The 23,787-nt window shown below is 48.0% G+C and carries 21 protein-coding genes; 15 read left to right on the top strand and 6 right to left on the bottom strand.

Annotation, left to right across the window (positions count from 1 at the left end; genetic code table 11):
• Window positions 1–180: 180 nt before the first annotated feature.
• Window positions 181–1,038, top strand: a complete 858-nt coding sequence (yghU, locus tag FJ444_RS20635) for a glutathione-dependent disulfide-bond oxidoreductase (protein WP_140961737.1) — start codon at window positions 181–183, stop codon at window positions 1,036–1,038.
• 84 nt (window positions 1,039–1,122) lie between these two features.
• Here the strand turns inward: yghU and FJ444_RS20630 are convergent, their stop codons facing one another.
• The 4 genes from FJ444_RS20630 to FJ444_RS20615 are packed head-to-tail and all read right to left on the bottom strand — an operon-like array spanning window position 1,123 to window position 6,514.
• A complete protein-coding gene (locus tag FJ444_RS20630; protein ID WP_140961735.1) occupies window positions 1,123–1,728 on the bottom strand; it encodes a hypothetical protein in 606 nt (201 codons plus the stop codon).
• A 4-nt stretch (window positions 1,729–1,732) separates the two neighbouring features.
• The gene (locus tag FJ444_RS20625; protein ID WP_140961733.1) at window positions 1,733–2,689 is read right to left on the bottom strand and encodes a hypothetical protein; all 957 of its coding nucleotides are present in this window, start codon (window positions 2,687–2,689) and stop codon (window positions 1,733–1,735) included.
• Between the two features lie 17 nt (window positions 2,690–2,706).
• On the bottom strand, window positions 2,707–5,538 hold the full coding sequence (locus tag FJ444_RS20620; protein ID WP_181405258.1) for an SLBB domain-containing protein: 2,832 nt from the start codon (window positions 5,536–5,538) through the stop codon (window positions 2,707–2,709).
• 22 nt (window positions 5,539–5,560) lie between these two features.
• Window positions 5,561–6,514, bottom strand: coding sequence for a VWA domain-containing protein (locus FJ444_RS20615; RefSeq protein ID WP_140961729.1), 954 nt, complete (start codon window positions 6,512–6,514; stop codon window positions 5,561–5,563).
• Between the two features lie 446 nt (window positions 6,515–6,960).
• Between FJ444_RS20615 and FJ444_RS20610 the strand changes: the two genes are divergently transcribed.
• The 10 genes from FJ444_RS20610 (at window position 6,961) to FJ444_RS20570 (ending at window position 17,355) form a co-directional block, all read left to right on the top strand.
• Complete coding sequence (locus FJ444_RS20610) at window positions 6,961–7,848, top strand: sulfotransferase (protein WP_181405257.1); 888 nt, start codon at window positions 6,961–6,963, stop codon at window positions 7,846–7,848.
• Window positions 7,845–9,137 carry a hypothetical protein gene (locus tag FJ444_RS21450; RefSeq protein ID WP_181405256.1) on the top strand — a complete coding sequence of 431 codons (1,293 nt, stop codon included), beginning with the start codon at window positions 7,845–7,847 and terminating at the stop codon, window positions 9,135–9,137. The genes FJ444_RS20610 and FJ444_RS21450 overlap by 4 nt, the downstream gene beginning before the upstream one ends.
• Complete coding sequence (locus FJ444_RS20605; protein ID WP_181405255.1) at window positions 9,134–10,240, top strand: glycosyltransferase family 4 protein; 1,107 nt, start codon at window positions 9,134–9,136, stop codon at window positions 10,238–10,240. Before FJ444_RS21450 ends, FJ444_RS20605 begins: the two co-directional genes overlap by 4 nt.
• Window positions 10,241–10,262: 22 nt before the next feature.
• Window positions 10,263–11,183: a glycosyltransferase family 2 protein gene (locus FJ444_RS20600; RefSeq protein WP_140961724.1), complete on the top strand. Its 921-nt coding sequence runs from the start codon at window positions 10,263–10,265 to the stop codon at window positions 11,181–11,183.
• Between the two features lie 196 nt (window positions 11,184–11,379).
• Window positions 11,380–11,823: a UDP-N-acetylglucosamine--LPS N-acetylglucosamine transferase gene (locus FJ444_RS20595; protein WP_140961722.1), complete on the top strand. Its 444-nt coding sequence runs from the start codon at window positions 11,380–11,382 to the stop codon at window positions 11,821–11,823.
• The gene (locus FJ444_RS20590) at window positions 11,820–12,293 is read left to right on the top strand and encodes a glycosyltransferase (RefSeq protein ID WP_140961720.1); all 474 of its coding nucleotides are present in this window, start codon (window positions 11,820–11,822) and stop codon (window positions 12,291–12,293) included. Before FJ444_RS20595 ends, FJ444_RS20590 begins: the two co-directional genes overlap by 4 nt.
• Window positions 12,294–12,310: 17 nt before the next feature.
• Window positions 12,311–13,624: a lipopolysaccharide biosynthesis protein gene (locus FJ444_RS20585; protein ID WP_181405254.1), complete on the top strand. Its 1,314-nt coding sequence runs from the start codon at window positions 12,311–12,313 to the stop codon at window positions 13,622–13,624.
• A 296-nt stretch (window positions 13,625–13,920) separates the two neighbouring features.
• Window positions 13,921–15,612, top strand: coding sequence for a GMC oxidoreductase (locus FJ444_RS20580; protein ID WP_140961716.1), 1,692 nt, complete (start codon window positions 13,921–13,923; stop codon window positions 15,610–15,612).
• Complete coding sequence (locus FJ444_RS20575) at window positions 15,612–16,214, top strand: gluconate 2-dehydrogenase subunit 3 family protein (RefSeq protein ID WP_140961714.1); 603 nt, start codon at window positions 15,612–15,614, stop codon at window positions 16,212–16,214. Before FJ444_RS20580 ends, FJ444_RS20575 begins: the two co-directional genes overlap by 1 nt.
• A 13-nt stretch (window positions 16,215–16,227) precedes the next feature.
• Window positions 16,228–17,355 (top strand): ThuA domain-containing protein, encoded by a 1,128-nt coding sequence (locus FJ444_RS20570; protein ID WP_140961712.1) that lies wholly within the window; start codon window positions 16,228–16,230, stop codon window positions 17,353–17,355.
• Between the two features lie 102 nt (window positions 17,356–17,457).
• On the opposite strand, the gene FJ444_RS20565 is transcribed toward FJ444_RS20570, so the two are convergent.
• Together FJ444_RS20565 and FJ444_RS20560 are read right to left on the bottom strand one after the other, a co-directional pair.
• Window positions 17,458–17,817 carry a hypothetical protein gene (locus FJ444_RS20565; protein WP_140961710.1) on the bottom strand — a complete coding sequence of 120 codons (360 nt, stop codon included), beginning with the start codon at window positions 17,815–17,817 and terminating at the stop codon, window positions 17,458–17,460.
• Window positions 17,818–18,380: 563 nt separating this feature from the next.
• Window positions 18,381–19,721 carry a C1 family peptidase gene (locus FJ444_RS20560; RefSeq protein ID WP_140961708.1) on the bottom strand — a complete coding sequence of 447 codons (1,341 nt, stop codon included), beginning with the start codon at window positions 19,719–19,721 and terminating at the stop codon, window positions 18,381–18,383.
• Window positions 19,722–19,824: 103 nt separating this feature from the next.
• Here FJ444_RS20560 and FJ444_RS20555 point away from each other — a divergent pair, with 103 nt between their 5' ends.
• The 4 genes from FJ444_RS20555 to FJ444_RS21525 form a co-directional block, all read left to right on the top strand.
• The gene (locus tag FJ444_RS20555) at window positions 19,825–21,012 is read left to right on the top strand and encodes a hypothetical protein (RefSeq protein WP_140961706.1); all 1,188 of its coding nucleotides are present in this window, start codon (window positions 19,825–19,827) and stop codon (window positions 21,010–21,012) included.
• On the top strand, window positions 21,002–22,081 hold the full coding sequence (locus FJ444_RS20550; RefSeq protein WP_140961704.1) for a hypothetical protein: 1,080 nt from the start codon (window positions 21,002–21,004) through the stop codon (window positions 22,079–22,081). The genes FJ444_RS20555 and FJ444_RS20550 overlap by 11 nt, the downstream gene beginning before the upstream one ends.
• Before the next feature lie 29 nt (window positions 22,082–22,110).
• Window positions 22,111–23,004: a hypothetical protein gene (locus FJ444_RS20545; protein WP_140961702.1), complete on the top strand. Its 894-nt coding sequence runs from the start codon at window positions 22,111–22,113 to the stop codon at window positions 23,002–23,004.
• 481 nt (window positions 23,005–23,485) lie between these two features.
• On the top strand, window positions 23,486–23,787 hold a 302-nt coding region (locus FJ444_RS21525), incomplete at its 3' end, for a hypothetical protein (RefSeq protein ID WP_219993933.1).

The following is a 23,787-nucleotide window of genomic DNA, read 5'->3' as shown; positions in this document are numbered from 1 at the left end:
AAATTAGTCAGAATGTCTCGTGAAAACAACTTATAACAACAGTAACGGAATAAGCTAGATGAATTTGATTGCAGCGAATCCCTTTAACTATCGGTCTTATGTACCAACGTAGTGATTAAGGCCAGTCAGTGTTCCACGACACCATTGGCGAACAGACGAAATCAAAAAGGAGTGATACGAATGACAGAACACAAGCAGTACACACCACCTGAAGTATGGCAGCAACCCGAAAGTGACGGGAATAAATGGGCCAGTATCAATCGACCTGTGTCGGGTGCAACGCATCAGAAAGCCCGTCAAACGGGTAAACAACCGCTGCAATTGTATTCGCTTGCTACCCCTAACGGGCAGAAAGTGACGATCATGCTGGAAGAATTGCTCGCTGCTGGTGTAGCCGATGCCGAATACGACGCCTGGCTGGTAGATATCAGTTCGGGTGACCAGTTTTCATCTGGTTTTGTTGAGGTGAATCCAAACTCCAAAATTCCGGCCATGGTGGATACCACTACGTCTCCACAAACCATGCTATTCGAGTCGGGTTCTATCCTGTTGTATCTGGCAGAAAAATTTGATCATTTCATTCCTGCATCGCCGCACGAAAAAGTGGCCTGCATGAACTGGTTATTCTGGCAAATGGGCTCGGCGCCCTATTTGGGCGGAGGCTTTGGGCACTTTTACAGTTATGCACCCTATCCAATGGAATACCCCATCAACCGCTTCACCATGGAAACCAAGCGACAGCTGGATTTACTGGATAAGCATTTAGCAAGCAACGAGTATATGGCTGGCAGCAGTTATTCCATTGCTGATATTGCGATTTGGCCTTGGTATGGTCAATTGGTACTTGGGCGTCTTTACAATGCGGCTACCTTCCTGCAAGTGAATGAATATACCCACCTGCAGCGCTGGGCAAAGCAAATCGACGCAAGACCGGCTGTTCGACGCGGGCGTATTGTTAATCGCACATGGGGTGACGACGGTCAGGTAGCAAATCGTCACTGTGCCCACGATATCGATAACGTGCTTAGCGGCTTGTAAGCCTCAACATGCAGCAGTGCGTGGTATCCAGCGCTCTGCTGCTCTTTGCTTTTGAGGATAAGTCTTGCTTCGGCTGGGGTCCCTTTAACCCGATATCATTGTTCGCTCTGCTTCTGCGCCCAACGGGATGCGATTCATATACCTTGCTTCAACCAGGCCAAGCACAAAAAAGCCTGTTGACGTCCATATATACAACTGAACAGCCAGACCATCGGTGTAAGGCGGCAACTGGTGGTCCCAATTCCAGATCAGTACCGGGATCACGGCCGCAAAACCGGTTAGCATTGCATAGCAGGTATTTCTTATCAGTCGGTAGAGCAGGGCCAGCATAGGCTTTACCGAAGCGGTAGCACGCGTGTTGAAAATGAGAAAATACGCGCAGGTATGCACTATTCCCACACTCACCAGAGTAACAAAGAAGACATCCAGTCGGTGTGTTTCGTAAAACGTATTGCCCAGAAAACCTTCAATACACGCGGCTAACACCAGCACAAATACAATGCGCAGCACCAGTTCAATACTCACTACCATGAAGGTAGGAATACGGGCCAGTTCTCCGTGATTGGCCTTTTCAGACAGCTTTATTCTGAAAGCACGCGGAGGCGCGATCAATAGCAAATACATGATGACGTATAACAGCAGGTGATCCTCGAAACGCGATTTTGTTACTTGTTTTGCAACGTTTCTCATGGGGTTACTCCGTATAGTAAGAAGGGGCCGGCGGGTTTAATCTTTTGGGTTCATGGCGTTCAGCAAAGGCTTTTAAGTCACGGCGTAATGCATTGACTGCGTTCATGGATATCACAAAGAAAATGCCGGCAAACAGCAGTAGCACAAACGTAATGGCTGCCCATTGCTTGCGAGCAGGGTACGACTCGAACAGGGGAACTGTTGCTGGCTGAATCACTTCCAGTGGGTAGTTGGCCCGCGCGTTGATCAACGATTCCACTGCCAGTTGCGTTTCCAGCAAACGGAATATGGAGCGCTGAATTTCAGAGTTTTTGATTTCGCTCAGGCGTTGTTCCAGGTAGTTTCGGCGGCTTTGAATTTCCTCCAGATCCAGCTGACGCAGGTAATCGTTAAATGATTTCACGAACACATTGGCCAGCTTGGTGGAAAACTCAGGGGATTTTGATGTGATCCGCACATTCAGCAGGTCGGTTTTTTTGTCGGTAAACACGTACAAAGCATCGGTTTTAAACTTTTTAACCGCTTCGCGCATATCGGGCTCAAAGCCGTCCAGCCATTGTTCAGTGCTGGCGTCCCATTGATCCTCGTACAGCCATTGCAGCAATGTTTGTTGTTCGATGAAAGCGCTGATAAAACCAAATGAGTCCATTCTTGCCAGCAGGCGTTCGCGTTCGTTTTCCTGGGTGCCATCAATAATGAAATCGTATTCCAGCACGCCAATGGTGTTTACCCCTCTGTAATTGTTGGGTTGAACGCCACCGGGATCTTCGCTGATGTTAATAGCTACCGTGGCCTGTGCCGAATAACGGTTGTCCAGCATCAGCGATAAGCCCAGCACAATGGCGGCCCCGGTAATGGCTACCAGTGCGATGCGAAACTTGTACGTAAGCAATTGATGCAGGAATTTAAGGAGCAGTTCATATTCTGCTACATGCCCGCCTGTGTCGTTGTGATGTGCCATATCGAATTACTCCGTACTTAGTTAAGCAGGTTGGCAAGCATTGCGGTGGCAATGATGTTTTTATAAATAATGTCTACCCATTTTTCGGCAGATTCCCGGCCGTTGATACGGTCGACACTCAGTGGTACAAAAATGGTAGAACCCGGTGTAACTTTTACGTTGGCAGGCGAATTGAACAGTCCCCACCCGCTGGTGCTGGAACGAACAGACATCACCTCGCCGTTGGCCTGCACAATATAAGCATGCTCATACTGGGCCAACTCTTTCACGCCGCCACTTAATCCTATGTAATCCAGCGCAGCGCGGTCAGAGCGGAATTTGTGCGAGGTAGGGAAATATACCTGGCCAATTACACTCACTTCATCCAGGTACTTAGGCACAATAATGCGGTCGCCGTTTTCCAGCACGATATCTGAGGTTTCGTCGCAGCGTGTTACCGCGCTATGCACATCCACCACCATACGGCCGACGGCTTTTTCCGGCGCCATCTTTTTGATCACGTCGTAAATGTCATCGGCACGCTGATCTTTTGGCATTTTTTCGTCTTTGTTCACACCTTGAGATACATGGGTGTCGGCGAGTAAACGGGTTAATTCCTCAAACATGCGATCCAGTGCTTTTTGTTCTTTTTTACGCACGCTGTCGCGCAGGAAAACGGTGCCAAACAGGTAGGCGTCTTCGGTAAAGCCACCGGCTTTTTGCATTAATGAGCACAGGGTTTCGCGTTTGTCGATGCGGTATCTGCCTGGGAAGGTGATTTCGCCTTCAATCTCAACATACTGTGGTGCCTGAACCCACTCTGGTTTCATGCGCAGCACCAGATGATCCCGGGGATGCAGAATCAAATCGGTGGTATCGAGCAACGGATCGTTTTTGGTGAGGCTGATGGCCCGCGAGTCGGTGCGACTGAATTCGCTATCCATCAGTACCTGACGAGACAGCGTGGCAGCCAACCCATAGGTTTCCTCTTTCATACCGCCGGCGGCAGCAATCAGGTCTTCCACCCGCATGCCCGGTACCATAGGGTATGCACCGGGGTGAAATACCGAACCACTCACTTCCACTACCGGTGCCTGCTGACCAAACTGGGTTTCCCGCTTAACACGCTCCAGTGGCGTTTGAATTAAACTGGCGCGGTCGATGTCTTTGTTAAACAAATACACTTTGTCTTTAGGCTGAAGTACCAGGTTGTGATCGGTGTTGTTGTTCAGGGCTTCATTCAGCGATATCCGAATGAAATACAAACGGTCGGTCGCCAAATCGGTTCTGGCCAGCAGGGCATAGTTGAGATCAACGCCTGCTTCTAAACCGCCGGCATACTTCACCATATCCAGTAATCGAGCCCCCATGTGCAGCGGGTAAGTTCCTGCATGGGGTATTGCACCCTTAAAGTCCACCACTTTAATAGGATTGTCGGCGGTGGCTTCGTTTTCCAGTTTGTTCACTACTTTAGTGAGTTGACCGGCGCGAGGAGAATGGGTATCAAAAATGATCAGTTGATCGCGGGGTTGCAGCGTTAAATTGTCTGCTGAATATTTGTCGGCAATGGCATTCCACAGGTTGAAGTAAATGACTTCGGTACGTTTGTCTTCACGGTTCTCGCGCTGGATCATTGCGGCATCAAATTCCGCCCCCTGGCGCAGAATACTTTTAGACTGAATCAGATCGGTCACTTTCATGCCTTCAAACCATTGAAATCCGCCCGGTGTGAGTACATGACCCGACAGCAACACAACGTCGTCCATTTTATCCAGTACCGGGAAAATACGGATAAGATCGCCGTTGTTTATGGCGACATCGTTGCCGTTGTTTTTCAGGTTGGCTTGCTGCAACGTGTACATACCGCCATTGGAGATACGCTCAATTTGCGCGGTTTTGGCGTTGGCAGTAGGTAGTAACCCTCCGGCCAGTTCCAGAATCGCTTTTACATTCTTTTCTTTGGACACTTCGTAAATAGCCGGGCGCAAGATCTCGCCAGCAATACCTACGGTTGGGCCCACCGGAGGCACAAAAATCAGGTCACCCTGGCGAAGGTAAATATTGGCGCTGTCGTCACCTTTTAGCAGTAAGGCATACAAGTCAAACGTAGTGACTACCTGGCCGTTGCGCTTTACCTGAATGTTGCGCAGCGAGCCAGTGCGTTTAATGCCACCACTGGAAACTAACGCGTTGATAAGGGTAGAAAATCCGCTAACAGAATAGCTGCCTGGCTTAGTCACTTCACCTACCAACATAATGTGAATAGAACGAAACTCCGATAACGTGACAATGGTTTTAATACCAATGCGCTTTATTTCAATGGCTTCGGAAATGACTTTTTTGGCTTCTTCAAAGGTTAGCCCGCTAACGGTTACCGCTCCCGCATCGGGAATTAACAGCAGACCTTCGCGAGTAACGGTAAGATCGTATTGTACGTTCGTTGCGGCAAAAGCCTGAATGGTGAAGGTGTCGCCGGGGCCGATAACGTAGTCGTAAGGCACAGGCATATCAGACACCGGTGCAAAGGTAGATGACACGCCTGAAAACATGTCGTAGCCGAACAGTTCCAGTTTGTCTTGTACGCGCTGCTGCTGGATTTCCTCTTCCAGGGTAACCGGGCGCAGCGATTCCGTTACGTTCTGTTCCAACTGACTGGGCGTGGTGGCTTGTTGCATGTTGCTGTCTTGTACAATTACCTGATAGCGGGTGGTATCTTGTGATGAATCGGCAGATTGTGCGGTTAATAAGGCCTCACGGCGCTGTTGCTCTTCCAGCGTGGGTACCATCACGCGCTCTACCTGTGCATGGCTCACGCCGCTTACTGTAACCGCACCCAACAGGGCTAAAATCCACTTGTTTAATTGTTTCATGATGAAAATCTCCAGGAGCGGTTTACTGAAAACGCGGGCAGCCTCTGTAATCAACAATTTTGTGAGCAGGTGTGGCAGGACACAGGTCCTGGTAGTCATAAATGCCGTCGTTATCTTCGTCGGCCGGGCCTCTGAACAGCACTGATTCCACAAAGTTTGCCATGTTGCTGGGTTGAGCAACTTTATCTACCGCTGATGAGAAGCCACAGCTGTCAGCATTTTCCAGGCGGCTGCGTGACAGACGGTTGCCTACACCCACAGTGTAAAAGCACAAGCCTGAATGACTTTGCGGCCAGGCAATTGCACTGGCCTCTGGCACTACCACATGGGCATTGCGTCCAAAGGTGGTACGCTGACGCATACGCATGACAGCCAGTTCAACAGATTCGTCGATTTGGGCCCATTCAGTAACCAGTACCACAGCGGACGGTCCGGGCAGATTGCCAACCAGCTCAGACACAAAATCAATGGCAACCGACAGTGATTTCACCTGAATATGCTGCGCGGTGCGGTGACCCGACAACAAAAATTCAAGTTCATTGGGGAAGCGCGTGGCAATGGTCAATCTTGCGTCAAGTGGCGCATAAAGCTGTAATGCAGGTTCATTGTTATAAGTCACAATGGTGCTGCTTATCGGCTGGGTAGGCATGGTTTTTACAAAACGACGCACCACTTCCTTGGCGTAAAAGCGGGTATCCAGTCCTTGAGCTGAGTCGTTCAACGATGCGCTTTGATCCACTAGAAATACCAGATGTTCAACTCGGGGCTGTAAACGCAATTGCATGACGCGTGCATCAATTGGCATGGGATTGAAGATGTGCTGCGACTGACGATAAAGACGCAGGTCGTAGTCATCGACACTAGTCATATTGTCGTGTCTTGGAACATGAACCAGGTTCTCTGTAGCAAAGCAGCCAGACAGCATAGCTACCAGCAGCAGTGAAAATACGATTCGGGTCTGGGTTTTCCAGCTCATCTTTTTCCATCCTCGAAGCACGGTAAATGGCTTCAAAAAAACATCTCAGATGGAATGTATTCAGCAAGAAGCAAACCGGCCTGATAAATTAGCCTGAAATAGGGCGTGTTAATGTTGTATGTATATGAATTAGCGAAATTATTTTTTTCTCGACGTTTTAATGGGAAATGTTGTGTTCACAGGCGCATTCTTATTTTGCAAAGAGAATTGCGGATATTTCATGGGTTTTGCAGCGGTATTCGCATATTGCAAATAGCTCTGCAAAAAGACGTGATTTCAGGCAATTAGCCCAATCAGTCTGCAGGCCGCAGTCTGATTGGCACGTATACACTCCGTACCGCGTTGGTACAGTTCTGGCACTGACCCTTTTGCAACAGCGGGAACAAGTTCGTTGTTGGCGTTCAAATTACGCGCTCAGCTATTTGTGAGTAAAACAGGAGGTGTCTGTGCCAGACGTATTTATTTTGGGCTTTACCAAATGTGCAACAACCAGTTTGTACAACCAGTTGATGCAACATCCTGATGTGTCGAAAACCAAACGCAAAGAGCCCCACTTTCATTTTGCCAAGGTGATGGGCAACCACTTTGCCGGCCCCGCCGACAACGACACGGTGAGTCAGATGTTTGTTACCGATGAATCGCAGTATCAATCACTGTATGAACCTGGAAAGCTGTCAATCGACGGGTCTGCCATGTCAATTGAACATCCTGGTGTGCTGCAACATATCAACGCACAATTTCCCTCTGCAAAGTACATCATTATGTTGCGCGACCCGATTGAGCGCGCATTTTCTGCGTATGCGCATCTGGTTCGCGACGCCCGGGAAACCTTGTCGTTCAGGGAGGCAGTAGAGCAGGAGTTGGCAGGGGCTCGCGATCGCTATTTGCCTATCTGGCGCAATTTGCAATCCAGTCGGTTTGTTGAGGCAACACAGTACGCCCGACAGTTGTTGGGCGATCGCCTGATGGTGGTGAGTTACCGTGATTACGCCAAGGATAATCAGCGGGTAATGGACGTGGTTGCCGGGTTTATTGGCCTGTGTTCGATTACCTGGCAACAAGACTTTGCCAACCGCTCCGGCGTGCCTCACTCCAAAGTGTTGCAAAAAGTACTGATGCGCAAATCCTTCGCCAAGAGCCTGTTTGTAGCAGCGTTTCCTGAGAAGTTTGTCACATCGATGAAGCGCGCACTAATGGAACGCAATACGGGTAAAAAGCCAGAGCTGTCTAATGAAGACAGGGCGTACTTTCTGCAATTGCTCAACGATGAGAAGAGCAAGATATTGCCAAATACCCCTGACACTCAGTTGTTGTCGGCGTTGTATCAACAATGAACGACACAAAGCAAGTCTCTATCGTACCGCATATTTTGTTCGGGATGTTTTGTCTCGAACTGTTTTTCCTGTTTGTGAAAAAGATAAGCCTTGCTTTGTATGGTCCATTCGATCTGATTGAAAAACTGTTCCCCATTATCGCGATTGGCCTGCTGGTAACCGTTATTAAACCCAGGCTCAATTTTTACTGGTGGCTGTCGCTGGCGATGTACATTGGCTATTTGCTGTATGGCGTTCTTATTTCGCTGGCGAATCAGAAAGGCATGAAGATCATTTTGGTTCAGATGTATCACGAGCTCAAATTCTTTCCCATGATGATGCTGTTCTCGGTTGCCAAGTGTGAAGAAATCTGGACCCGCCGCACAGTGAACGTGATCAAGCCGCTTATTTTTCTATGCATTTTACTGATTGTTTTTCAGGCTGGGGCATCCGGTGCTTACAACGCGCTGTTTTCCAGTGGTGGGCATTTTGAACCCGGACATTTCGGGGGCATGTTATTACCCCGGTTTGTTGGTTGGTTCTGGCATCCCGGGCAGTCTGCCTTGTTTTTTACTATTGCCGCTGTGCTTATCAGTGTGGAGTACCGTCGCGGCAATATCCGCTTTGGTTACTCGATGATCTTCATTTGCATCGTATTCGTGTTCGTTGCTATCCAGCGCCTTGAGCTGATGCTGATGTTTATGGCGCTAATGGCGCTGAAAGTGCAAAACGCACTCAATGTAGACTACCGCCCGTTGCTTGCACTCATTGTGTTTGCGTTTTTCACCTGGCTCATTGCCTACCTGTGTATCGACAAAAACAACGTGTGGTATGTGCTTGAAAACTTCGAGTCACCCCGAGTTATTTTTCTGGTCGAGGCAGTCTTTGAATTATTCGACAGCAATTTTTGGGGCGGCGGTTGGGGCACCATTGGCAGCCATGCAGCGGCCGATGTGGCCAAGGTTTACGAATATAACGCCATGAAAGATTTATGGTGGATCCAGTTGGGCCAGTATTTCTACGATACCTACTGGCCGCATGTTATCGGCGAAACCGGTATTCCCGGCTATTTTCTGCTGCTACTGTCCATGACCTTCATGGTATGCGCGCTCAAACGCCCGGAAGCCAGCCTGTTGTTATTTTTGTTGTTGTTAACCAGTGCGCTGTCTTCAAACGCCCAATCACTTTACCACCTGACCATTTTTGGGTGGTTTATTACGTTGCTGGAAAGCGATCCGAATGGATGGCGCAAAACAGCGCGACAACCCGTTTCAAATCACGTTGGCATTCCTGCCGGAGGATTATCATGAACACTGTAACTGAACGCAAAGGCATCGCCGTTGTGGGTACCAAGGCCAAAGGCGGTATTCACGCCGTTATTGAGAATCATATCCAGGCCGGGGTATACGACGATTACGATCTCTATCTGATTGCATCCCACGACGATGGCGGCATGATTAAGCGTTTTTATACTTATTTCGCAGCGCTGGCTTCGCTGCTGAGCTTGTTATTCAGGGGGAAGGTGTCTGTTTGCCATTTACATGGCTCACACAAAGGCAGCATTTACCGTAAGGCCCTGTTTATTTTTGTATGCCGCTTGTTTAAGTGCAAAGTCATATTTCACCTGCATGGTTCGGTGTTTGCCCGCACCTACGACAGTGCTGGTGGGTTTTACCGGGGACTGGTGAAATACGTTCTCAACGGCGCAGACAGCGTTTTTGTGTTGTCGCAGTACTGGGCAAACTATGTTGGATCCATTGCGCCCGACGCTGATATTCGCATCATTAATAACTTTCCCTCGCCAGTATTTGAAGGGCTTTTTCATGAACGCCGTTTCAGTGCCAATGCGGTAACTAAGCTGCTGTTTCTGGGGTATATCGGACAGCGCAAAGGTATTTATGATTTAGTGGACGCAGTAGCGATATTGAAAGCGCAAGGCGTTACTGGGTTCACAATAACCGTTGGCGGTAACGGCGAAATTGAACAGCTAAAAACGCTGATAAAAGAACGCGATCTGTGTGCGTATTTCGACGTGATTGGCTGGGTAACCGGTGAGCAAAAGTACCGCTTGATGAACGAATCGGATGTACTCTTGTTACCGTCTCACAATGAAGGTTTACCCATTGCAATATTGGAAGCCATGTCTGCCGGACTGGCGGTGATCAGCACTACCGTGGGTGGTATTCCTGAAGCCATCCCCAACGACCAAACCGGGCTGTTAATTGAACCCGGCGATCAACAAGCGCTGGCATCCGCGATTGCCAGATACATTGCAAACGCAGGGTTAGTTGAGCAGGCGGCACGCTGTGCCCGTCAACGATATGATGCGTCGTATTCATCAGCAGCGAATCTTCAAACCATCAGATCAGTATTACGTGGATTGGTGAATTTAAAATTGTCTGCGGTTTTATAATGCTACAGAGTAAATTGACGATATGAATACCTTAGTGTCAGTGGTCATTGCTGCCTACAATGCCAGCCAAACCTTACCTGTGGCAATTGAATCGGCATTACAGCAACAAGGGTGTGATGTTGAACTGCTTATTGTAGATGATTGTTCAACCGATAATACCCTGACCATTGCCACTCAGCTTGCTATGCGCGATAACCGAATTCGCGTGTTTCAAACGCCGGATAACCGCGGGCCTGGTGCGGCTCGAAATCTTGCATTATTGGCAGCCAAAGGACAGTGGATAGCAGTACTGGATGCCGATGACAGGTTTGCCCCTTACCGCCTGGCTACGTTACTTGCTGTCGCCCAGCATCAGCGGCGGGATATGGTAATCGACAGTTACTATCTTACTAAAGCCGGAGAGCACATACCTTCAGGCTCCCGGTTTACATCGCTGTGTTCCCAAGCCGACATGCGTTCAGTTAGTGCAACCGATTTTGTGAGTCTGGGGCTGGGTTCCACAAAACCGCTGATCCGCACAGTGTTCCTGCGTTCACATCAGCTCAGGTTTAACCCCGCTATAAAATGCGGCGAAGATTTGTTGTTATATAGTCAGCTTTTGATCGCCGGCGCTTCCTGTACGTTTGTGAATTTGCCCTTATATTACAGAACCGAATCAGCGGGATCGCTGAGTAGAAAAAACAAAGTGCAGTCGCTATCGGCATTAGCTAACGCACTTATATTACTGCATAACAGTGTTTCGAAGACCTCGCTTTCGCCTGGCACGCTTAGCAAAGCCATTGGATATCGTATGAAAGTAACCAATGATGCTCTTGCTGCTGCGAAATGGCGGTATTGGATGGCCAGCCCCCGTACCGCACCACTTCCATCACTTCGTAACGCCTTCGAACTTATTCGCCATGTGTGCTTTCGCAAAGTGCGATATGCCACAAAATCGCTCTGAATACTGCGCGTTTTGCATTCTGCATACGGGTATTTTAAAAACCATTCCTGATTTGCGAAAAATTCTGAAGTGATAATTCCGAATTCTGTTAACTCATTGTATTTAAAGGTATAAAAAGTTGGCTCGCCCTATGCAAAACCTATGGTGTCGTTAGTACAGCAACTGTATTAACCCTTGTTAATACTGGAGTCACACCATGAAAAACAAAAAAATATTAGCAGTAGCTTCTCAAGGCGGCCATCTCATTCAATTGTTAAGACTGAAGCCAGTGCTTGACCGTTTTGATACCAGCTATGTATCAAACCAATATCGCGAAGGCATGGGGAAAGACTTCTCCCTGGTCACCGATGCCAACGGCGATGAAAAATTAAAACTTATTCTTCTCTTTTTGCAGATGAGCTGGCTGATTATCACCAAGCGTCCTGATGTGGTGATTTCCAGTGGCGCAGCACCGGGATTTTTTGCCGTCATGCTGGGCAAGCTCATTGGCGCGAAAACTATCTGGTTAGACAGCATCGCCAATGCTGAGGAGTTATCTCTGTCGGGTAAAAAAGCCGGTACATTCGCTGATTTGTGGTTAACGCAATGGCCAAATCTGGCGTCGCCAGCCGGCCCTAAATATCAGGGGAGAGTACTATGATATTTTTAACTGTTGGCACTCAATTACCGTTCGACCGTTTTGTTGAAATTGTTGATAACTTTGCGGCAACACACCCGGAAATAGAAATTTTTGGTCAGATTGGTGAAGGCAGTTATCAACCCAAGCACTTTGAGTATTGCGCATTTCTGGATGAGCACGCTTACAAAGCGCAGTTCGATAAGGCGTCGTTGATCCTGGCCCACGCAGCTATGGGATCCATCATTACGTCATTAATTGAGTCTAAACCGGTTGTTGTGTTTCCGCGTCGCGCGTCGTTAGGTGAACACAGGAACGAGCATCAACTGGCAACGTGTAAAAACTTTGAATCGCTGGACGGTTGTTATGTTACGTATGACAAGGCGCAGCTACTGTCTACCCTCGATGACGTAACCAATTTACACGGTGGGCATCTGGGTCTTTATGCTAACCAGGAATTACTGAATAGCATCGAAAAATTCATTCTGGCGTGATGTTGGAAGCGACTCCTATGGTAAAAACACTCAACTGGCGGGCTTATCTTTCTGAGCCAGATATGCGCGACATGTTGCTGGGTAGTCTGGCGGGGCTGCTGGTAAAGGTGCTGGCAGCGATCAGCCTGTTCGCAATGAACGTCGTGGTAACCCGAACCATAGGAGCCGCCGAAGCCGGACTTTTCTTTTTAGCCTTTACCCTTATTACCATTATTGCCACCGCTGGGCGCATTGGTTTAGATCAGGCGGTTGTACGTTTTATTGCCAGCGATGTCGCAAGTGGAGGCAGTAAACAAACATACAGTGTGTTCAGTAAAGCTATCCAATGGACGCTGGCGGTAACGCTTGGACTCTCTTTGGTATGCTGGCTAGGCGCGGAGTGGCTGAACAATAACGTATTTGAGTTACCTGGCTTTGAAATGGTGTTCAGAACGATGTTGTTCAGTGCACCATTTATGGCGTTGTATCTTATTCACGCCCAGGCGTTGCAGGGGCTTAAGAAAGTATCCCGCGCGATGCTGGTGTCCAGTGTGGTGTTGCCAGTTGGTATATTGCTACTCATTTTATTAATGCCAGTAAACAATGCGAAAGCGCTGAGTGACTATGTTGTTTTCGCCAGTGTGCTCACACTCGCTACCGGTTGGTATTTTTGGATGCAGTCTGCGCCTGAAGCAAAGGGGCAAACGCCTTTTTCTTCGGCATTGTTGCGCGCAACCTGTATGCCACTTTGGACAGTAGCCATAGTGCATCAGGTTATTCAATGGTCTTCACAGCTGTTGCTGGGTGTATGGGAAAGCGCTGAATCCGTAGCCTATTTCGCCACTGCACAACGCACCGCTATGCTCACCAGCTTTATCTTGTTTGCCGTTAATACCATAGCCGCCCCCAAGTTTGCCGCCATGCATTCCACAGGCAATATGCCGGGAGTTAAACGGATGGCACTGATTTCAGTGCGGATCATGCTGGCGGTTTCGGTACCGGTTACGCTGTGTATTTTATTATTCCCGGCATGGCTGATGAGTGTATTCGGTGAAGAATTCAGGCAAGCTGCCCCGGCGCTTGTGATCTTGGCGATTGGCCAGTTTATTAACATTGCCACTGGATCGGTCGGGTATCTGCTGAGTATGACAGGTAACGAAACGAAAGTGCGTGACAACGTAGTAATTAGCGGCGTTGTCACCGTTGTGCTGGGGATCTTCCTCATTCCTTCATTTGGCGTAATTGGCGCATCGATAGCCTATGCGTGCGGGGTTGCTTCGCAAAACCTGCTGGGTGTCTATCAGGTAAACAAGCACCTGGGATTTAATACCCTGTGCTTCTGGAGAAGTTAGTTAACCGTCAGTTAACCGTCAGTTAACCGTCAGGCAAGATGCCTGTCTGCTAATACACGCTCCCTTTCTTAACGATAACGATGTCATAGCTTGATCGGTGATATTGGGCTTACTAGTCTTTCTGCTTTTCATCTCAAATTAAAATGCGACGAACTGCTTTGTTTGTGATTGACAACGATGTCGGTGGGGGGTATTTTGCACTCAATTTATACATTTTGTTAACAAAGCTAACAAAAGGTTGTTGGGTTACACAAGCCGTGCAGCGCAGCGAGTTTTTAATAAACACAGAGTTGAATATGTCAAAAAATACATACGATGCCATTGTCGTTGGTTCAGGGATTAGCGGCGGCTGGGCGGCAAAAGAGCTGACCGAAAAAGGGCTGAAGGTACTGATGCTTGAGCGCGGCGAAAATGTCGAGCACATCAAAGACTACACGAACATGAATAAAAACCTGTGGGATTATCCGCACCATGGTCGTCCAAGTCTGGAAGCACTGGCAACTGAACCGAACATGGCGCGAGGCAAAGGCTACCCGTTTAACGAGCCCACCATGGGCGCCTGGGCAAGTGCTACAACGGCACCGTATGTTGAGAAAGAACCTTTTCAGTGGTTTCGTGCCTATCAGGTTGGGGGCCGTTCTCTGTTGTGGGGGCGTCAGTCATACCGGTTAAATCCGGCAGACTTCGAAGCTAACGGCAAAGAGGGCATTGCGGTAGATTGGCCGATCCGTTATGAAGACGTTGCGCCCTGGTACTCCTATGTAGAAAAGTTTGCTGGTATCTCCGGTAATCGCGATGGTTTGGACGTGTTACCTGATGGTGAGTTCCTGCCCGCTTTTGCGTTTAACGCGGTGGAGAAGGATCTGCAGGCACGCCTGAAAAAGCAATACAAAGGGGCGCGACACATCATTATGGGCCGCACGGCACATATTACTGAATCACGTCCTGAACAGGGGCGTGTAAAATGCCAACACCGCGATAAATGCTGGACCGGCTGTCCGTTTGGCGGCTATTTCAGTACACAGTCAGCTACCCTGCCAGCCGCACTCAAAACCGGTAATCTGACCTTGCGACCACTGTCTATTGTTAAAGAGCTGATTTACGACAAAGACAAAAAGCGCGTAACCGGTGTTGAAATTATTGATTCTGAAACTGGCTTAACCGAAGTGTTTCACAGCAAAATTGTCTTCCTGAATGCGTCTGCGCTTAATTCAGCCTGGTTGCTGATGAATTCTGCGCGCGATCTGTGGGACAACGGTCTGGGATCCAGTTCTGGCGAGTTGGGGCATAACGTCATGGATCACCATTACATGCTGGGTGGCGTGGCCGAAATTGACGGGCATCTCGACAAATACGTGTATGGCCGCAGGCCAACGGGTTTCTATATTCCGCGATTTGCCAACTGGGGGGACGATAAACGCGATTTCCTGCGTGGGTTCGGATTCCAGGGTAACGCATCGCGTTCCGACTTCAGCCGCAACGCTGATGAATTAGGCATTGGCGCCAGTTTAAAAGACGGTTTAAGTGAGCCTGGTCCATGGAGCGTGAGTACTGTTGGGTTTGGTGAAATCCTGCCAGACCACCGCAATAAAGTATCGCTTAACCACGACGTGAAAGACGCCTGGGGACTGCCGGTACTGGAAATGGATGCCAAAATCCGCAACAACGAACTGAAAATGCGTAAAGCCATGAAAGAAGACATTGTAGAGATGTTTGATAGCATTGGTTTAAAGAACGCGATGGCCTGGGAATCTACCTATCATATGGGTAAAGGGATCCACGAAATGGGCACCGCACGCATGGGGCGGGACCCGAAAACCTCAGTGCTTAATAAGCACAACCAGGTGTGGGACGCGCCAAACGTGTTTGTTACCGACGGTGCTTGCATGACGTCATCGTCTTGCGTGAACCCATCTTTAACCTATATGGCACTGACTGCCCGGGCGGCGGATTTTGCCGTGGAAGAACTGAAGCGGGGGAATTTGTAATGAATCGTCGCGACCTCTTAAAATTTATTGCTACCGCCACTGGTGCCAGCTTCGTGTGTTCACCTGCCATGGCAGTGTGGCAGACGCAGCCTGCATTAACTGCCGTGAAAGACGCAGGTCTCAGTGAGAACACGGTGGCGCTGATCACAGAATTGTGCGAAACCGTGATACCTCGCACTGACACGCCCGGAGCCAAAGAAGCGGGTTTGCCAGCGTTTTTCATTGGTATGCTTCGCGATTGCTATACCGCTGAACAGCAAGCGCTGATGGAAGCCGGGTTTAACCATATTGATGTTCGGAGTCAGCAGCAATTTGGCAAACCGTTTGTAGCGTTAACGCAATCACAAAAAACAGCGTTGGCGAGTGAGCTCGATGCTGAAGCGCTGGCGTTTAACCGGGGCGAACAAACGGCGTGGAAGGGGGATGAGTACGAAGGACTGCCCCATTATTTTACGCTGTATAAACAGCTCATGATATTTGGCTTCTTTACGTCAAAAGTAGGCGCAACAGAAGTACTGCGCTTTTCCGAAGTGCCTGGAGACTACCGGGATATTCCTTACAAAAAAGGGGATAAAGCGTGGATGACCGTGTGGCCATTATAAGGAATCAGGAACAATGAAAAATAACAATCTGCTAAAAGCCATGATGGTTGCAAGTGTTTCGTTAAGTGCACTGTTTACCACGCATTCTACTCTGGCTGCCGAAGCGCTCACCGACTGCTCACTGCGCGATGTGCCATTTTCCAGTTCGTTGCCAGCATACGACGTAGTAATGCGACCCAAAGCTAAAGCTATTGTAGATCAGTATTATCCAGGCGTACTGGCGGCTATGCCAGCCTGGATTTTAAATGAATCCATGCCGTCGTTCAGCACACTTATTACCCTAGATCAGCTGCTGGAAAGGGCCGGTGTGAAAGATGACGACAATGCCGCTGCAATGCGAAAAGCGTTGGCTGAATTACCGGTTACCCGTGAAGACAAAATTGCACGCTGTGCGCGCTTCGACGCAGAGCCGGTGTCGTTTGAATTAGGTGATGAGCCAATTCAGGTCCTGATTTACCAGAAAATCAATGGTTATGATCACGGAGACTCTGTTACTACGGCAACTGCAAACCTGACTAAGCTGGCCAAAGAGATGGGTTATGGCGTGTCAGTCAGTGCCAAGGGCAGTGCATTTACTTCGGAAAACCTGGCAGATTTCGACCTGGTAATCTGGAACAACGTTAGCGGCGATACGCTCACGGTGTCTCAGCGCGAAGCCTTCGAAGATTACATGAATAACGGCGGCGGTTTCCTGGGCATTCACGCATCAGGCGGCGATTCGGTGTATTTTTGGGACTGGTATCGCGATGTGCTGATTGGCGCACAGTTTATTGGCCATCCTTTGGGGGATAACTGGTTTCAGGACGCATCGTTGGATGTAACACATCACGACACCGGGGTGGCCGACGGCATTCCATCGCGTTGGGTTTTAAACGATGAGTGGTATTCGTTCTCTGATAGTGTATCTGCCAAGGGGTACGACATTGTGATGTCGATTGATGAAAGCACGTACACGCCGGGCAAAGAACTGGAAATGGGTAAAGATCATCCGCTGGTCTGGACACACTGTATTGGTGCTGGCAGAGCGATGTACAGCGCCATTGGTCACCGCAAGGAAGTGTACAATGCCGAGCACAACATCACCTTGCTGAAAAACGGCATGAAATGGGCCTCAGGGCAGGGAAATGATACCTGTCAGTAACTACCCAGCTCAGAGAGCTAGCTTTGGAAACCACGGGTAACCTGAGCATCTAATCCATCCAGGCCCGGCTTTGACCGGGCTTTTTTATTACAATCACCCCAACTAATTTTCTAAGTAGAGCAGCGTTCGACTGGGTTTGTGCTCTGCTGCATAAGTAATATTCACATGCGCAGCCCGATGCAAATCAATTACATCAGATTTATTCACTGTTTCATAAAGTTTATCCGGTACGGTCAGTCGTCCATGTGACGTTATCAGGCAGTATTTAGTTTTAGCCCGGTTGGAGGTTTCGGTTATTTTATCGTTTATACGTACTTGTGTTACCGATTTAGCGCGAAGCGATTTAGTGAAGTGGTTATATTCGGAGAGCGCGCGAAGTAACCGATAAGTCTTGAATATCAAATACGCACCCAAAGGAAAGGTAAAGATAATCAGCCCTGTGGTAAATACCGTTATGCACATTGCGTAATGTCTGGCAGTAATACCAGTGCCAAGGTATGTAACAGGTAAAATCCAGCGTTAAAATATGCTGCGGCTTGTAAAGTAAAATGCCTGGCGCAGCAACCATGTCACTGCTTTAAATCATTATGCCTTAGTCTTCTTGTCGCAGATGACTATGACTTCTTTACCCACTTAAGTTCAGCTTCAATGTGGTCGATCTTTATCTACACTGTGACTTCTGTTATCGCGCAAAATTCAATCGGGGAAATTGACTAAGTTGCGTGAGAACCTGTATCGACAAAAAAGTTGGCGGCACGGTGGACACTGTTAACGCTGCCCACACTAAACTTGCACAATTGGTGTAACCAACATGAGCTCACATAAATCCTTTTATATGGTGTGCGGTATTGGGGCTGTGGCGGGGATGGTTGGAATCCTGCCGCTCCCGCTTAGCTTAAAAGCGATACTGTTGATAGTTGTGTTGTGTGCGCTGTTTTTGATAAAAACGGATGACGGGGATAAATAACGCCTTTGGTGTTGTTTATCCCATTAACTGCCTTGAATACGTAAGCGGAAAAATATTGCTACAACATGTGCTTCTCGTACTCGGAGGTTATTTCTACAGATGATAAGGAATCAAAAGCTATCTGATGTTTACGAAGCCAGTTTTCGGTAATACAAGCATAGCCACCTGCAGCCCAACCGTCGCCCCAACTGTTTGCCGTTACCATGCAGTAGTCCCCTTCATTCATGCTTGAAGGTAACCGAATATAGCCAACAAATAAGATGGCATGGCCCCCCGCGTGACTGTCTGTTTTACCGGAATACTTTCCTATATTACCTGCAGTGATAATGGCATCTTCATAAAAGTTGTCGCTGAGTTTAACACCAGCCATTACCGGATGATTTGCCCTGATTTCCTGCAAAGCCTGGTTTAATGTTAATTTGTGCTGAAAGGCACCTGAACGAATGCCTGGCTTAAACTTACAAAACCCCAGAGGCGTTTGTGTTTCGTTAGTTGAGATGGGTAATGCCACATAAGGACAGTTAGCTTCAGATAACACCCCCTCGCTGTTTTGCTTACTATTTAGCAGCCCATCGGTAAACCAGGAGCCACTTTGCTTGTCGTTACAGGGCGATTTTTGACATGAAGGTTTACTTAACCAGTAGAAATGTTGTTCCGATAAATCCGCCGCAATATCACGTTGTATCAAAACAGTTTCCATGGCTCTGACGCCAGCAAATGCCGCGCAGGTTCCCCTGAAAGCCTGATTTTTTATGGGTACATCCATGGCATTGGGGATCACATAGAACTCACCGGGTCGCATACTATCAAGGGGATTAGAAACGGCGCTGACCATTAATGGTGAGCTAACAGTAAGAGCTTGTTGAGCCTGGGCTTCGATATCAATAGTTGCGCTCTTATGCTTGTCTATATTTTTGACGTATTGTTTTTTTGCCTTCGCCCATTTGGCTACCGTTTCATCATATTCTTTCTGCCACGCCGCCTTGGTGTCGGCATAGTCTTTTTTCATTTTCTGCTTCATTTCCTCATAGCTGAGATCAGATGAAAAAAAATCATCGTCTTCATCGTCACCGAAAAAATCGTCTTCTTCGGGTTCAGGCTCGGGCTTTGGTTCAGGTTTTGGCGTGGGTTTCGGTTCGGGCTCAGGCGCTGGCTTAGGTTTAGGTGTCGGCTGAGGCTCTGGTTGCGGGGCTGGGGTCGGTTTTGGCATGTCCTTGTCATCATCGGGCAAACTCATCCCCATTTGGGAGAGCAGATTCTGCATCACGATGGAGGTCCGCGTGGACATGGGTACGTTGTGCGTTGACGGGAGTGTTTTTACCTCCTCTGCCAAGGCCGGCGAAAAAGCCAGTAACCCACTGAACAACAATAATGAGGCATCGACGTGTTTAGTAAACATAATTCTTCCCTGAACCGACGTGATAGAAATTAGCACTGTCATAATTGAAAAAAAAATGTACTATAAAATGCTTAAATAATCGACAACTATTCCAGGGTGGATCATGGCCGTTGACGACAGTGGAAAGTCATTCATAAAACGGTGTTTACAACGCAAATTATGGCTGGTTGTTTGCCTTGCTATAATCAGTATCCCAGCAGTAGCCAAAACCACTGAGCGCGACGTGTTTTTTGCCGGTGTGTCGTTTCTTGGCTCTTACGCCATGGTTGAAGCCAATTACCCCGCCGGCCTGAAACTCAATAACCCGTCGCAGGTTGGCCGCGACAATACGCTGGACAATCGCTTTCTTACCTACTTACAAGCGCAGCCACCCGTTCATTATCAGTTGAATACCGGCCTGGCAAATTTACGTCGTTCAGAGAGTGTGGTGGTTAGCCTGGCCATAGAAAGTGAAAAAATCAGCCAGGAAGTGATTGGCCGGAACCGAAAGATTATTTTCGAAGTTGGCGCTCAGTTATTGTTCATGGACTTTTCGAATATGACCCTGCTGGCCAATTACCCCATTGAACTGGCGATAAATCATATTGTACCCGCTGATATGCCGCTCCAGGACGATACCTTCAACGGTATGGAGGCTTTGTATTTTGGTCAGGATGGCGCAAGTGGCTTATTGCAGAAGGCCGCGCAGCTGGCGCAACAGGTTCAGCCCTTTGCTCAACAACGGATCCGTTTTCAGGTTGCCAGCGTGAGTACCCACGAGCAGGCCAAAGCGTGGTTTCCACCAACCCTCACGGAAGCGCAGTTCAACCAGCATATTGGACAGACCTTTACTGCGCAGCTTTCGTCACAGTACGGGCTTGCGGTGCTGCCTTTTGTTAAGGGTTATGCGGTGGGCAATAAAATGGCGGGGCGCTTCGCCAATGGTGATGTGTATAACCTTACCTTGCCAGAGCCTGATTATGAGTTTGTGATCCTGGTACGCGATTTTAAAAAGGTTGAACAGGATTCCAACTATCTGTTTGGCGCCCGTGTTGGCCTCAAGTTTAGTCATCGTTCTACCGGACGGGATTACATCAATGGCTTTTATCACCTGGCCGTGCCTAAACTGGGATCGGAGAATATTAGTGAAGCTGACGACTGGAGCCCATCTGAGGACGCGGTTGAATCGCTGCTCTCGCAATGGATACAGCAACTGAGTAGTCCTTCTGAAGCGTGGCACAAAATTCATGCGTCTAATAAAGCGAGTTTTAACGAGTTTAACCAGAAAAAGGAGTTGTTTAATGGTGAATAATGCATCCAAGGTAATGATTATTGTTGCACTATTTATTGGTGTATTGGGGATGTCGCCGGTGCTCGCTGTTGAGCAATCCGCCACTGCCAAAATAAGCTACGGCGGTTGGGGGCTGGATTCTGACGAAAAAAAGGAAGCAGAGCAAGCGGCGCTCCGTAAAGCCATTGAAACCTACATCGCTGAGGTACAGCAAGCGCATTTTCGAAATTATAAAAAAGTGAAGGCTGAAATTGATAAAAACATAGAAAGCTATTTTTTAGACTATGTGGTTACCGATGCTAACGAAGACAAAGACGACGATACCTATGAAGTAACCGTGCGAGGCACAATCAACGAACCCATGTTAATGGCAAAGTTGATTAGCAGTGGAGACGAAGTGGATATATCGAAACAAGCGTATTTAACCTTCGTTTTTGTTGCCAGAGAAATTGCCGAAACCACTTCAACAACGAATGAATCCACCAGCAATACCAAGTCTCAGGGTAAAGGTATTGCTCAGTCGGGTACAGACGAGACCACCGAAACCTTTAAATCCAAGACTGAAACAGCAAGCATTAAAACTGAGAATAAACGGATCAGTGACGTTATTTCCTATCGGGTGGCTACTGCAAACGAGGTGGATGTGGCTATGGGTAACGTGTTTACCAATGCCAACTATCTGGTGATCGACGCCGCCATGCTGGAAGAAGAAACCGACTACCTGCTGGACGTAAACAGTTTTATTGAAGACTACCAAACCGGAAATGATCTCAGCAGCAAAACCAAAGGCAATGCGTTAAAAGGGCTCAGAGGGCTGGAGGATCCTATTGATTATATGGCAATAGGTACACTGGATATTGATGAACAGCAAACCAACGAACAAACCGGTATGTATCGGATTTCGGTATCGGTAACCGGGCAAATTTTGTCGGTACGTCACCGCGGTGCTGCGGTGGCCAAAGTTGGGCCGGTGCAGTATTTCGGCGAAGGCCCTACACTCACTGTTGCCAAGAATAATGCCCTCAAACTCGCGGCTGAGGAAGCGGCTCAGGAACTGGTTGCCATGTTAAGCGGTAAAAATATTCGATAACCCGATACACACGATTCGAGGAGCAGAGGATGCGTAACACTATTTTTTATAAAAGCGTAATTGGCAGCATTGCCGTTGGTTTATGTTTGTCGGGGTGTGCCAACACTGAAAAAGGTAACGGTGGCAATGTGTTTTCCGGCGTTACTGATATGTTTGAAACATCGACTTCTACAACAACAGCACCAGCCTGGGCGAATGAGCCGCTCATTACCGCCGGGGAATGTAATTCTTTTACCATGGATAATGTGAGCAGCTTTATATCAACTTACGATTCGCAGCCAATGGGGCCGAAGGACAGTGCTGAGCTTGCTGGGCAAAAAGCCATGGATAAATATACCCTGGCAGCCGTGTTGGTGAATCGGGCGCAATTGTGTATGGCTCAGGCACTGGATTTGAAGGGGACCATTGAAACCCTGGAAAAAGAGCGGGAAATTCTGTTAAGTGGTACCAGTTTAAGCAAGGAAGAAATCGAAAAACACCGTGAATACTCAGCGCAGGCCAGTGCGGAAGTAAAGAAATTTACCAGCGAAATTGACACCATTGAGCCTGAAAAACGAGAATCACTTACCTTGGGTATCGCCACATTTTTAACCGGCTCTTACACTACCGTTAGAGTTACCGATGCAGTACAAACCTACATCCAAAGAACCTCAGACGACGTAAGCAGCAGCGCCAAACTTGCCCAAAGTCAAAATACGGTGCAAAGCTGGCTGGCCGCAGGCCAAAGTATATTCAGTAAAGCTTCCGGTGGGGGAACAGTCATTTATAACATCGCTTCAGGTATGACCGACCACGTGATGAGCCTTTACGATACCGGCAACTACTTTATGGAATTTGCTAAGAGTCAGGATCTTAATTTACCTGCCGACGCGACCAGTGGTTTTCTTTCCGAGTCTGACTGGGGTACTGAAGAGACATTATAATCAGCACCGCTATGCTGCAATAACGGTATCTGAAATCAGGCCTGAAGTGATAGCTCAGGCCTGCATGTTGGCTTAACACTTTGGTTAAGTGAGTGCAGTAAGGCAGAGTATTACATTTACCAACTCATACAAGACCTGCCAGTCAGCAAAGAGCGAATTGCGGTCACATTCACCAGCCCATCTAATATTTGAAACCACCCAAGTTCGTCATCCCTGAATCGCGGAGCGATTTCAGGGATCTCATCAAAAGGCTGGTTCACCACAAATAGACTTTTTCGCTTATCCAAATAAATCATTGGAAACTGGCACATGATCAGGTGTAAGGTATTGTTATTAATAAATTATGTTGGGAGTTCAGGGATGGGTAAGACTACGTGTTACTGTGAATTCTCTATAATAAGTTGTTAGATGCCTAGGGGAATCCAATATCAACCCTAAATTTAAAAAACTAATTGTTATTTTATTACTGGTCCCATCTAGTTTGTTTTGGCTGGTTTTTTCTGCTTTTGGACTCGCTTACTTCCAAATTATGGCCTTTGTCAGCATCGAATACTTCTTAATATGTTTGGCCTCTTGGAGTGGCGTTTTCTTTTGTATCTGTGCAATTCATGCTGCTAACAGTTACCCAAAAGTGACAAAATTCGTTGCGATTTCAGCTTTACTTGGAAGTGCAACACTTTTTGCCACTTTGTTGGTACTGCATTTCTCCTTCGAAATGCCCACAGTACACATTCTATCAATACCCGCTATCTTGTTGTTCTCGGGTGTTGCATTGCTAATTCA

The sequence above is a fragment of the Aestuariibacter sp. GS-14 genome, from assembly GCF_006494365.1.
Lineage (GTDB): Bacteria > Pseudomonadota > Gammaproteobacteria > Enterobacterales > Alteromonadaceae > Alteromonas > Alteromonas mangrovi.
This window is presented reverse-complemented; position numbering and strand designations above follow the sequence as displayed.